The sequence below is a fragment of the Arthrobacter sp. Y3221048 genome, assembly GCF_059092685.1.
Genome location: NZ_JBNHHX010000003.1, coordinates 279,274 through 292,155, shown reverse-complemented (window position 1 = coordinate 292,155; position 12,882 = coordinate 279,274). Strand labels below are relative to the sequence as shown.

Here is a 12,882-nt window from a genome sequence, read left to right as displayed (position 1 = left end):
CTCTTAAATCGGGAGCCCAACCCCCAGCCGCCGGCTCCTTTCACATCCTAACTTGGAGGCCGACCAGGGTCACGGTCTCGACGCTCATGCGGAAGGAGAATCGCCGTGCATAGTCCTATGACCTTGACTCGCGGATACGGATTACGCATAGGCGTGCCACAGTCGCAGAAGAAGGCATCGGCAGTGTCCGGAGTCTCGTGGCGGCGCCGCTACCAGCTGATGCTCCGGATCACTGACGGTCTGCTGATCGCCGCGACGGTGGCGGCTTCGACCGTCTGGCTGGTCCCGGTCGCGCAGCAGCAACCGACAGAAGTCCTTCTCAGCCACGCAGCGGTCGCGGTGGTCGTCGCGGTGGTCTGGTTCGGCATGACCAGCTTGATGCGTACCAGGGATCCCAGACTGATAGGTGTCGGTGCAGGAGAGTACAAGCGTGTCATCGACGCCAGCGCTGCGACATTTGGACTCGTGGCTGTCTGTTACGTGTTCCTGGACTCTCCCGGTCCGCGGGGATTCTTTTTTCTGACCTGGCCTGTGGGGCTCGTCCTCCTGCTGGCGGGGCGATGGGCCTGGCGCAAATGGCTCAATTACCAAAGCCGTTTCGGCCACTATTTATCCAGGGTCATCGTAGTGGGCAATCGCCACGATGTACGGTACGTTGTGGCCCAGATCGCGCGGAAGTCGGGTGCTGCCTACGACGTCGTGGGCGTGGCTTTGGAAGGAAAGCTGAAATTCCCTGCGCTGCAGGTCGGAAAGGTCGCGGTTCCCGTTCTGGGGAATCTGGATACGATTCAAGACGCCGTTGCTGTTAACGGCGCGGACGCAGTCATAGTGGCCGGACAGTTGCACCGCGGAAACGGGTACATCCAGCAGCTCAGCTGGGATCTGGAGAAGACCTCCACAGAATTGGTGGTCGCCTCCGCCCTGACCAATGTTGCGGGTCCGCGCATCCGTGTGCGGCCCGTTGAAGGCCTGCCTTTGATGCACGTTGAACTTCCTTCATTCACAGGAGGCCGTCACGTTGTTAAGCGCTGTCTCGACGTGCTGGGTTCCCTTGTCGGCCTAATAATTCTTGCACCGTTGATAGCCATGCTGGTCGTTGCCGTGAAGTTGGACAGCCGCGGCCCGGGATTCTTCGTTCAGGAGCGTGTAGGCAAAGGGGGTCGAACATTCCGGATGTACAAGTTGCGCTCGATGGTGGTAACCGCAGAAGACGAGTTGGCCCGGCTGAAGCATTTGAACGAGGGCAACTCAGTCCTCTTTAAGCTTCGGGATGACCCTAGGGTTACCAGGGTTGGCCGTTGGATCAGGAAATTCTCACTGGACGAATTGCCGCAGCTTTACAACGTTTTGAGGGGAGATATGTCCCTGGTGGGTCCGCGACCACCATTGCACGACGAAGTCAGCAAGTATGAAACCCATACCCATCGGCGGCTCTTTATCAAGCCCGGATGCACCGGACTGTGGCAGATTAACGGCCGCTCTGATCTGGACTGGGAGGAGAGCGTGCGACTCGATCTCTACTACGTGGAGAACTGGTCGGTCCCGGGGGACCTGATCATCATGTGGCGCACGCTGAAAGTCATGCTGAATCCTGTGGGAGCGTACTGATGAAAGGCAGAGCCGGTCAACGTGGCCACCGTCGTTCTGATCGCTGCTTAGGCCATGGGTTCCACCGCGCGGAAGGGACGGGTGACCTGCCGTGAATTTGAGGCCGTTTCCGGTTTCCATGACCGGCGCCCTGGGTGCGCTGGCCGCACAGGGCAGCCAGGCCGTTGGCAGTTTCCTCATCATGGCCCTCGCGGCCAGGACGCTGGAAATCCAAGAGTTGGGCAAGTTGGGCGTGCTGTACGGAGTGCTGGTGCTCTGTGCCGCGACGACCAGCGGCTTCGTCGGAGACTCCCTCACGGTGCTGGACCGTACGGGCCGAAGGCTCCGGGCCGGGATGCAGCTGTGGCTGCTGACTCTGAGCTGTGCCTGCGGAATCCTCGTGCCGGCGATCAGCTTCACCGTCGGTTTTGTTTCCGCAATTGAAGCGCTCCTGCTCGGGCTGGCCATTGTGGCCTATCTTGTCGAGGATGTCGTCCGTCGTCTCTTGATGGCACATATGGGCTTCGCGCGTATCGTCCTAATGGATCTGTCGGCCACCTCAGCCGCACTGGGTATGGTGTGGCTGCAACAGAACGTGGACGGCGGCGCGTCCCTGGCCGGCTACCTGGCCGCAATTGCTTGCGGCCAGTCAGCGGGCATAGTCGTCGGAGCCTTACTCGTCCCCGGGCCCGACCGCTATCTGGTACGCCTTAAAGAGGCGGATTGGAAAGCCGTAGCCGCGTACGGAACGTGGCGAGCGGCCCAGCAGATGCTTCGTCCGGGCCTGATGACGGCCATGCGGTTGACGGTGATGATCCTGGTGACGGTCGCCGCGACGGGCCAACTGGAGATTGCCCGCATATACGCTGCCCCGGCCATGCTGTTCGTCGGCGGGATTTCTTCCTACCTCTTCGCGGCCTATGCGAAAACCAGGGCCTCCGGAGTAGTTGCACTCCTGGCCCAAGCCGACCGTGCTTTGCTGATGGTGCTGGGGATTACGGCGGCAGGAACAGCCGTTGCGCTATGGGTGCTGCCCGTCGCTGGACCGCTGGCAACCGGTCAGATACCCGACTTCGTTGCTGTCGCCGGCTGGTTGGCATATGCCGCCTCGGTGGCTGTCGTCTCTCCCTACGGAGCATTGGCTGCCGTGAAAGGCAGCGCCAAGCGTGTTTTCGCGCTGCGGACGGTCGAAACGCTTCTGTCCCTGGTCGGCGTTGTTCTCGTTGTGCACCTGACCGGGGAATTCGCCTTTGCCCCGTGGGCGGCCGCGCTGGGTTCGGTGCTCGGTGGTGCAGCCATCAGATATCTCCTGCTGATTCCCCTGAAACGGGACGAGATGCAGAAAACCGCCGCACGCAAGACAGCGGGTGCCCATGTTTGATCCAAAACGAGCTTGGGCGCCTACCAAGGCGGGCGCGCGGCAAGGCGAGGACGTGCTCAATGTTCGCACCAAATAAATGCCGAATGCAGGTCAGCGGAAAAGTAATGCTTTAAGTGCCCACAGCGGCGCCTGAGTGCTATGTTGTGTACACCTTCGGCTTGGGGCACTGGAAAGGTTTGGTCTAATGGATCTGCGTGACTACACAAGGGCTTTTTTAAGCCGCTGGGTAATCGTTCTTGTCATGACGCTCGCGGGCAGCGGCTGCGCCTTGGCGGTCAGTGCGGCTATGCCGCAGGTCTATGAAGCGCGAGCCACTTTGTTCGTAAAGGTTGAAACCGGCTCGGGTTCCGCCTATGAGAGATCTCAGTTCAGTCTGCAGCGGGTCAAATCCTATCCGAGCCTGGTTAAAAGCCCGGAGGTCCTGCGACCCGTTATCCGCCAGCTCGGTCTTGATCTCGGTCCGGATGAGCTGGCGGACAGGGTTGCGGCGGACAATCCGCTGGATACGATTTTCCTGAATGTCACGGCCCAATCACCGCACCCGCGGACAGCTTCGGATATCGCCAATGCGGTGGCGATAAGTCTGGGCCGGCATATCCGGCAGCTGGAAACCACTGCCGGAGACAACAGGGTAACTGTGAATCCGAAACTGACGGTGCCTGCGGAGCAGCCGGTCGCTCCGGCCTCTCCTCAGACCGCGCTCAACGTGGCACTGGGTGCCCTGATCGGGCTCTCCGCCGGATTGCTGTTCGCCATTACTGCCTACCGCTTGGACACCCGGCTTCGCACCGGCGGTGACGTGCAATCGGCAGTCGGCGTTCCCGTAGTGGGCCAGCTTCCCCGCTATCGGGGCCGGGCTGGAAAACCGGCTGAATGGAGCCGGGACAGCGAGCATTGGGTTGCCCACCGCGAACTCCTGACCAACATCCTTTTGGCCGGACAGGCAAAACTGCCGCCGCTGATGTTGCTTGTGCCCGCCTCCCCGGGTGCCGGTGGCGACTTCCAGCGCCGGAAATTCGCACTCATGGTGGCGGATATGGGCAAGCGGGTCTGCGTCCTGGAGACGGACGCCATGCTGCCGCCGGCCTTCGGAGATGAGGTGGCGGGGCCGGGACTGAGCGAGGTGCTTGCCGGTCGGACTGTGCTTTCCTCCGTCATACGGAGCACCGAGCCCGCAGGGCTGGTTTCCTATGTCCAGGCGGGGAGCCAGGAAGCAGAGGGAGGGCGCGGCGTCGACGTGGCGCAGCAGGTGATTCCGGTTGTAGATGAACTCAAGGCACGCTTTGATATCACGCTGACCGAAACCACCGGAACGTCAAGACCCTTGGATGCGCAGCAACTGGTGCCTCACGCTGACTATATGGTGGTCATCTGTCAGTACGGCAAAACCACGCGGGATGAACTGCGCCGAACTTTTGCCGAACTTGCTGCGGCCGGCAGCCCGCCGCATGCTGTAGTCCTGACCGGGGTTCCGTACCGCCGGCGGCCGTCGGCGGTCATGGGATTCGAGCAGGCAGTGGCGGCCACCGGACGCCATGCAGTGGTCCGCGGTGCGGACATCAATGGCTGAAACCGGCAGTCCCTTGCGCTTGGCGGGCACCCCGGTCCTCATCTGGCTACTGGCCGTCATCAGCCTCGTGCCTTGGCGACAGGGAGCTTTCTACAGTGGAGGCATCGACCCCGTCGTAGTGGCCAAGGCGCTGATCCAGTGCTCAGCCCTGTTGATCGCCGCGGCCGTGCTGGCCCGGGCCCCGGGGCGGCAGCCACTGGGCGGACGGTCGTTGGGTTTTCTGCTGTTGATCCTGGCTGTCTCCGTCACCGGCGCATTCGCGCACGGCAACACGCTGCCGTCCGCGGTGCTGGCCGTACGGGTGGTTCTGCTGGCCGCTACGGTAATCCTGTTGCTCCGGGCTTACCCTGCGCGCCTGGCTGTGAATTCGCTGCTGGCAGCCATGGCCATAGTCGGAACGCTCAGTGCGATCACCGGCATAGGACCGATGCTCTCGGGAGAAAGGCTAGGCGGGGCAATTCCGCCGCTATCGCCGAACGAAATTGCCCTGCTGTGCGGTCTGCCCGCCCTCGCCGTGCTTCATGGCGTCGTCCACGGCCGCTCCGCAGCCAGACATCTGGCCATTTTTGCCGGATTGACCGGTCTGGTGGTGGCCACCGGCTCCAGGACCGCGCTGTTCGCCCTTTCCGCAGCGGTCGTGGTGGTCCTGTTGCAGGTCCGAAAGCCGCCGATCATTGTTGCCGCCGCGGTCATTGCCGCTGTTCCAGCAGCCTTCGCTGTGGCCGTGTACACACCGGTCTTGACCAACATCCTTACCCGGGCGGACAGTGCGTCGCTCCTCACCTTGAATTCACGCACCATTAGCTGGGAAGCCGTACTGAAAATTCCCTTTAACACTTGGGAACGGTGGATCGGCGGTGGACTTTCGGTCAAGCAGGTTTCTGTGGCCGGCCAGCATTGGGACAGTCAGGTCTTCGACTCCAGCTGGATTTCGACGTTATCCCAGGCAGGGATAGTGGGGTTGCTGCTGCTGGCCCTGTGGACCGTCTATAGCGTGCGGGACAGCCTGCGCAACCCACATTTAGGCTCCATGACCAACGCAGCCCTGCTGTTTCTCCTGATTCGCAGCGTGACCGAGAACGGCTTGGTAGATGCAAGCGTGGACTTTGTAGTTTTCTTCACCTTGTCAGTGCTGCTGGAAAAGGTAAGCGCCAGCGCCCGGCCGTTTCACTTAGCCAACGAGGGGCCCCCGCAGCCGAAAGATCATCTCGCAAAAGCACCAAAAGAAGGCCTAAGCGGCGCCTGAGTGGCCGAGCGCCACCTCCATCGCCTAGGCTGCGCAACGGCGGCATCGGGGCGCAGCCGGGACGGGTCCGGACGACTCCCTCGGGCAGTGGGTTCACGCCTCAAGATTCGGGTGCTCTGTCCGCTGACCGCAGTCCCGCTGATTTGTGGAGGGTAGCAACAGCGCGGGTGGTCCGGCGGCGGGCATGTTGACCACGGATGCTAACCAGGCTGTGACCATCCGCCAGCCTGCTGTGAGTATGTGCGACTCGCTGTAAGTGATGCGCCACCCGCTGTGAGTAATGTTCCCGTCTGCCGCTAACTCCATCGGCTGCTTGTGAGTAATGTGTCGGCTTGACTTACGTACCCCCCACTCATGCGCGCACCGCTGTTTATTCCTAGGCTTTGCATTGAGGTAGCGGAGCGGTAACACGATCCGTGAATCCGGTTGTTGCCGCGCAGAAGCTGAGCAGGGCACTGATGGGGCAACGTGGGGGATCCATTCTGGGGGGAATGCCATGACAATAGTTGGGTACGCCGCGGGAGCATTCGACCTGTTCCATGTCGGGCATTTAAATATCCTTCGCCACGCCCGCTCGCGCTGTGACTCTTTGATTGCGGGCGTCGTTTCCGACGAAATCTGTTACGCGACCAAGGGGCATTATCCCGTGGTACCGCTGCAGGAGCGCCTGGAAATCGTCCGCCACATCAAATTTGTATACCGGGCAGTGGCCGAGGTCTCGCCAAACCGGCTGCAGACGTGGGCGGATGTCGGCTTTGACGTGTTCTTTAAGGGCGACGACTGGAAGGACACGGAGAAGGGCCGCCGGCTGGAGCGTGATTTCGCCTCCGTCGGAGTCTCGGTGATTTATTTCCCGTACACCGTCCATACCTCGAGTACGGCGCTGCGCCAAGCCCTGGCAGCGCTCAGCGCCACCGGGCCGGCCCGGGGGCGGCCACCCGGCGCGGTGGTGAATGAGTAACCGGCCGGCCAGGACACAACCATGCTGGGGGATGGGAACATGTCAACACCAAATAATCAACAAGGGCATTTGCGCATTGCTCTAATGGGCACGCGGGGAGTACCCGCCCGCTACGGCGGTTTTGAGACGTGCGTGGACGAGGTAGGCCGGCGGCTGGCGGCCCGCGGGCACGAGATTGTGGTCTACTGCCGAAACACAACCGGAGCAGACACCACAATCCGCGAGTACGCCGGCATGCGGCTCGTGCACCTGCCGGCATTGCGTCGCCGCAGCGTGGAGACGCTGAGTCACTCCGGGTTGTCAGCTGTCCATCTGGCGGCGAACCGCGTGGACGTGGCCGTAGTGTTCAATGCCGCGAACGCCCCGTGGCTGCCGCTGCTGCGCGCGGCACGGATCCCGGTGGCCACGCACATGGACGGGCTGGAGTGGAAACGCGCCAAGTGGGGGCCGGTCGGGAAGAAGTACTATCGGCTGGCTGAGTCGATGGCGGTCCGCTGGTCCGACGCCCTGATCGCGGACGCCGCCGGCATCCAGGACTACTACACGGAGGAATTCGGTGCAGCCACCCGGCTGATCACCTACGGAGCGCCCATCATCGACTCCGGGCGGCATGAGCGGCTGGTCGAGCTCGGACTGGAGCCGCGCCGGTATCATCTGGTAGTCGCCCGATTCGAGCCGGAGAACCATGTCCACCTCATCGTGGAAGGCTACGTGGCCAGCGAAGCGCAACTGCCGCTGGTAGTGGTCGGTGGCTGTCCCTATGGCCACGAGTACACCCGCCGCGTCACGGAAAGGGCGGACGAGCGGGTCAGGTTCCTCGGCGGGGTTTGGGATCAGGAACTGCTGGACCAGCTCTATGCCAACGCGCTGGTCTACTGGCATGGGCATTCCGTCGGCGGCACCAATCCCTCGCTGCTGCGGGCAATCGGCGCGGCGGCACCCACGAACGCCTTCGACGTGAACTTCAACCGCGAGGTCCTGGACGAGACCGGCAGCTACTTTTCCACTCCTGCGGAGGTGGCCGCACTTGCAGCCGCCGCCGAGGCGCGCCCGGAGGCGGCCAAGAGGCGGGGCCTGCAGGGGCAGCAGCGCGCCGCCAACTACGACTGGGATGTGGTCGCCGACGGTTATGAGCAGCTCTGCCGCGATTTGTACGCAGGTGCGGTGCGGCAGTCCGGCGGCCGCCGTCGTCCAACCCTCGCCGCGGACCGGATTCCGGCAGGTGTGGCATGACCGGCCACCTGCTCGGGCAGGCTCATCCGAGCTATTTGGAGACGGTCAGGATCCTGGCCAAGGCGCAGAAATCCGTGGCTCCGGGAGCCCCGGCATATTCCGTCCTGGTCAACCGCCGGGCCGGAAGGATCCTCGCTGCTGCAGCATACCGGGCCGGGCTGACGCCGAACATGGTCAGCGCGATCAGCGCCCTGTTCACGTTGTCCGCTATCGTCCTGCTGGCGTTCGCGCCGGCAGAAGGCCTTGCCTGGGTCGGACCCGTGGTGTGGGCCGGCCTGGCGGTTGGCTATGCCTTTGACTCCGCGGACGGCCAAGTGGCCCGGTTGCGTAACGGGGGCTCGCTCAGCGGCGAATGGCTGGACCATGTGCTGGACAGCGTGAAGAACTCCAGCCTGCATCTTGCGGTTCTGGTGTGTGCATACCGCACGTTCGGCCTGGAGGATCCAGGCTGGCTTCTGATCCCCATCGGTTACTGCCTGGTCGACGGGGTCGGCTTCTTCACGATGATCCTCACCGAACAGCTCCGGAAGACGCGAACAGTCAAAGCCGGCGTCGCCGTCACACGTCAGGCGGGGTCCAGGTTCAAGTCCCTGGCCTTGCTGCCGACGGACTACGGCATCCTCTGCTTCGTGTTCCTCTTCGTGGGCGCACCTTCGTTGTTCATGGCACTGTACACAATGTTCTTCGCGGCGAACCTGGCCTATCTGGTGCTGGCCTGCGTGAAGTGGTTCCGGGAATTGGGACGCCTCGATCCCGGGGCCGGTCCTAAGCCGGGAGGGGGACGGCATGCGTAGCGGCAGCGATGAACCGGTGGGAGAGGAAGGCCTGCCCCAAAGCGAAGGCACCAAGGCAACGTGGTTCCGGAGGCGCGGGATCGCGCCGCTCCTGGTGGCCGCAGCAGCGGCGGCGGCAATAGCCGTTGCCTCGGTCGCCACGGGTGGCGCTCCGGTGACGACGCCGGCACCGTCGCCTGCCGCCGTGGCTTCCGCCGCGGCAGAGCGTACCGCGGAACCGGAGACCGACAACGCCGGCAGTTCCAAAGACACAGCCGATAAAGCTGGCAAACCAGCGCCCAAGACGAAGTCAGACACGGCCACGAAGGAGGACCCCGGGAGCAAGCCTGCGGTCAAGGAGCCGGCCGGCTCGCTGGCGGTGGCCAAGGACGCCGAACAGGCGGCCACGCCGAAGCCCGTCGCCCAGGCGGTCCAGCTGCGGGAAGCCGCCGAGGTCGCAGGTGGCATCGCCGCCGTCTCCAAAATCGAGGCTATCCATGCCAAAGCGGAAGGCATTGGCCAGATCGCCGGGCCAGCCATCCGCTTCGTGGTGGAAGTGCGGAACACATCGGCGAAGGAGCTGAAACTGGACACCGCCGAGATCACGGTGGAGGCAGGTCCGCAGAAACTTCCCGCCATCCAGCTCGATGGTGACGGCACAGAGCTCTTCCCACAGGAGGTCGCCGCGGGCAAGAGCGCCTCCGGCACTTTTGTTTTCCAAATACCCGAGGAACTGCGGGATCAGGTGCGCATCTACCTGAACTATTCCGCGTCCGATTCCGTGATTGCGTTCGAAGGCGCAGCTCCAAGAAAGGCAGGATAGCTATGCATATTCCATGGCGCAGGAGCGCTGTTTTCCTATCCTCAGCCGCATTGATCGCCTCCATGGCGATCGTGGGCGTCCCGACCGCGAACGCAGATACGGCGCCAGCAAACCCCGCGAATCCATTGACCCCGGCTACCGTCAGCGCGGACGGACTGCCTACCGTCCAGATCAACGGCGTGGTTTGGTCGCAGGTGGTCATCGGCAATACCGTCTACGCCGGCGGGAACTTCACCTCAGCCCGGCCTGCCGGCTCGCCGGCCGGAACCAACGAGGTGGCCAGGGCAAACATCCTGGCCTACAACCTCACCACCGGCGCGCTGATCGGTTCCTTCGCCCCGAGGTTCAATGCCCAGGTGCTCACCCTCGCGGCCTCGCCGGACGGTACCCGGCTGTACGTAGGCGGAGATTTCACGCAGTACAACGGAACCACCGCCGTCTCGCGCATCGTGGCGCTTAACCCGACTACCGGTGCGTTGATTCAAGGCTTCCGGCCTCAGGCCTCCTCATCCGTCCATGCCATCGCCCCCACGAACAGCACCGTCTATTTCGGCGGCAATTTCAACTACGTGGGCAGCGTGGCGCGAGGGAAACTGGCGGCCGTGCGGGCGTCCGACGCCGCGCTGCTGAACTGGACGCCGCAGGCGGCGGGAGGCCAAGTCAACGGCCTGGCCCTGTCCGGAGACGGCACCAAGATTGCCGTCGGCGGCGCCTTCACCACCTTGAACGGCTCGAGCCGGCCCGGTTATGGGCTCGGGGTGTTAAACACGGCGACCGGAACCCAGTTCGCGCTGCCGGCAAACGACTATGTTCGGAATGGCAGCACGAACGGATCCATCACCAGCCTGACCTCGGACGGCACACACTTCTACGCCAGCGGATACACCTTCGGGCGGACCAGTACGTTGGAGGGCGTGGTGTCCATCAAGTGGTCGGATCTGAAGACCGAATGGCTCGAGGACTGCCACGGCGACACCTACTCGGTCTTTGCCGGGCAGCCCAATCAGGTCTACATCGCCGGTCACCCGCACACCTGCTCGAATATCGACGGTTTCCCACAGGAAGTCAGTTGGCAGTGGTACCGCGGCCTGGCCTTCAGCAAGGCGGTGGGCGGAACGATCAAGCGGGAGCTCTACAACTACACCAATTTCGAAGGGCTGCCGCGTCCCGAGTTGCAGAACTGGTTCCCGTCCATGAATACAGGTACCTTCACCGGCCAGAACCAGGGACCGTGGTCAGTCGCCGGCAACGGCCAGTTCGTGGTGATGGGCGGCGAGTTCACCAGGGTCAACGGAGCGGCGCAGCAGGGGCTGGTGCGCTACACGGTGCGCCAGAACGCGCCGAACCTGCGGGGACCGGAAGTCCTCGGAGCCAACTTCACACCCACGCTTAGCTCGCCGAAGAAGGGGACGGTGCGCATACGCTGGCAGGCGAACTGGGACATGGACAACAAGAAGCTAACCTACAAGGTGATCCGGGATGGCAACACTGCCACACCGGTCCACACCACCAGCCTGGAATCGACCTTCTGGGACAGGCCGGGCATGACGTTCCTGGACTCCGGGCTGGTCCCAGGACGGCAGTACAGCTACCGCATCTTTGCCACGGATCCCAACGGAGTCGAGGTCCGCGGCAACACCGTCACGGTCACCGCAGCGGCGGTAGATCCGCCCGCGAGCGCCTATGCCGCCACGGTCAAGGCGGACCAACCGGCCAACTACTGGCGGTTTGGCGGGACCGGCCGCACGGTGTTCGACCAGGTGGGCAAAGACGACCTCCAGCTGAACGCGGGCGTCACCCCGGGCACCGCAGGCGCCGTGGCGGGCGACGTCGACACCGCCGCCACCTTCGGGGGCACGCCTACAGGCTTCACCGCCGTGACTTCCCGCGTGCGGCCGCCGAATACGTTCACCACGGAGTTGTGGTTCCGCACCAAGACCACGCGCGGCGGGAAACTGCTCGGCTACGCGAACTCCACCACGGTCAATTCCGACCTGATGGACCGGCACCTGTATATGGCGGACACCGGCCGGCTGTACTTCGGCGTCAGGCAGAACGGCGTGCGGCAGTCCGTGGGCAGCGCCGCCAGCTACAACGACGGGAAGTGGCACCATGCCGCGACCACGCTCGGCGCCAACGGCATGCAACTCTTCGTCGACGGACAGCGGGTGGCGCAGCGGACCGATGTCATCAAGGGCCAGGACGTGATGGGCTACTGGCGGATCGGCGGGGACAGCCTGGAGTCGTGGACCCCGCTCCCGACCAGTGCCTACTTCGCCGGGGACATCGACGAGGTGGCCATCTACCCGAACGTGCTCAGCGCCGCCCAGGTGAAGAACCACTTCACTGCCGGCAGCACCGGCGCGGCGGCCAACGTGGCTCCCACGGCGTCCTTTACCGCCAAGGCCACCGAACTAAAACTTGCGGTCGACGCCTCTGCCTCGACGGATCCGGACGGCACCATTACCCGATACGCCTGGGACTTCGGCGACGGCGGTATCGGCAGCGGAGCAACGGCGTCCCACACCTATGCGAAGGCCGGGACCTATGCCGTGAAGCTGACAGTGACGGACGACGACGGCGCGGCGCGAAGCACAACGCAGAATGTCACCGTGCAGGCGGGTCCGGCACCGGCGGTAAGTCTGGCTGCGGATGCCTTTGGGCGCACTCTGGCTTCCGGCTGGGGCAGCGCAGACAAAGGCGGAGCATGGACGCTTCGCGGAACGTCCTCCCACTTCACGGTCGCGGACGGGGTGGGGCGAATCCGGATGAATGCCCCAGGGCACGGGCCAGGCGCTTCCCTGAACTCGGTATCCGCAACCGGGACGGACACCAGCGTGCGGTTTTCCCTGGATAAGCCCGCCACCGGCGGCGGCATCTTTGTGGACGTCACCGGGCGGCAGATCGGCACCACCGGGCAGTACCTGGCCACGGTCCGGGTGGCCTCCAATGGGGCGGTGACACTGCAGGCCCTGCGGGCCCTCGGCTCCACGGAGACCATACTCGCGCAGGCCACCGTTGCCGGATTGACCTACCGAGCCGGGCAACAATTGCAGCTGCGTCTGCAGGTCACGGGAACCTCACCGACAACCGTCCGGGCAAAGCTGTGGCCTGCCGGAACACCGGAGCCTGCCGGCTGGCTAGTGTCGGGCACGGACTCGACGGCGGAACTGCAGGTTCCAGGAGCTGTCGGGCTGGGCGTGTATGCCTCCGGCTCCGCCACCAATACGCCGGTTTTCGCCTCGTTCGATGACTTGGCGGTGACAGCGACAAACTGATGCCACCGGCAGCAGCACCAAGCGGGGCGG

General features: G+C 63.8%; 9 protein-coding genes. All 9 read left to right on the top strand.

Annotation, left to right across the window (positions count from 1 at the left end):
* Nucleotides 1-183 precede the first annotated feature (183 nt).
* The 9 genes from AC5RVS_RS10215 to AC5RVS_RS10175 all read left to right on the top strand — a co-directional run bounded on the left by AC5RVS_RS10215 (nt 184) and on the right by AC5RVS_RS10175 (nt 12,852).
* The gene (locus AC5RVS_RS10215; protein WP_494108046.1) at nt 184-1,608 is read left to right on the top strand and encodes a sugar transferase; all 1,425 of its coding nucleotides are present in this window, start codon (nt 184-186) and stop codon (nt 1,606-1,608) included.
* A 118-nt stretch (nt 1,609-1,726) separates the two neighbouring features.
* Complete coding sequence (locus tag AC5RVS_RS10210; RefSeq protein ID WP_494108045.1) at nt 1,727-2,968, top strand: hypothetical protein; 1,242 nt, start codon at nt 1,727-1,729, stop codon at nt 2,966-2,968.
* Nucleotides 2,969-3,152: 184 nt separating this feature from the next.
* Nucleotides 3,153-4,538, top strand: a complete 1,386-nt coding sequence (locus tag AC5RVS_RS10205) for a Wzz/FepE/Etk N-terminal domain-containing protein (protein WP_493987990.1) — start codon at nt 3,153-3,155, stop codon at nt 4,536-4,538.
* Nucleotides 4,531-5,784 (top strand): O-antigen ligase family protein, encoded by a 1,254-nt coding sequence (locus tag AC5RVS_RS10200; RefSeq protein ID WP_494108044.1) that lies wholly within the window; start codon nt 4,531-4,533, stop codon nt 5,782-5,784. Before AC5RVS_RS10205 ends, AC5RVS_RS10200 begins: the two co-directional genes overlap by 8 nt.
* Before the next feature lie 496 nt (nt 5,785-6,280).
* Complete coding sequence (locus AC5RVS_RS10195; RefSeq protein WP_494108043.1) at nt 6,281-6,745, top strand: FAD synthase family protein; 465 nt, start codon at nt 6,281-6,283, stop codon at nt 6,743-6,745.
* An 84-nt stretch (nt 6,746-6,829) separates the two neighbouring features.
* On the top strand, nt 6,830-7,978 hold the full coding sequence (locus tag AC5RVS_RS10190; RefSeq protein ID WP_494108042.1) for a DUF1972 domain-containing protein: 1,149 nt from the start codon (nt 6,830-6,832) through the stop codon (nt 7,976-7,978).
* Nucleotides 7,975-8,772 (top strand): CDP-alcohol phosphatidyltransferase family protein, encoded by a 798-nt coding sequence (locus AC5RVS_RS10185; RefSeq protein WP_494108041.1) that lies wholly within the window; start codon nt 7,975-7,977, stop codon nt 8,770-8,772. Before AC5RVS_RS10190 ends, AC5RVS_RS10185 begins: the two co-directional genes overlap by 4 nt.
* Nucleotides 8,765-9,574 carry a hypothetical protein gene (locus AC5RVS_RS10180; RefSeq protein ID WP_494108040.1) on the top strand — a complete coding sequence of 270 codons (810 nt, stop codon included), beginning with the start codon at nt 8,765-8,767 and terminating at the stop codon, nt 9,572-9,574. Before AC5RVS_RS10185 ends, AC5RVS_RS10180 begins: the two co-directional genes overlap by 8 nt.
* A 50-nt stretch (nt 9,575-9,624) precedes the next feature.
* Nucleotides 9,625-12,852, top strand: coding sequence for a PKD domain-containing protein (locus AC5RVS_RS10175; RefSeq protein WP_494108039.1), 3,228 nt, complete (start codon nt 9,625-9,627; stop codon nt 12,850-12,852).
* Nucleotides 12,853-12,882: the final 30 nt, after the last annotated feature.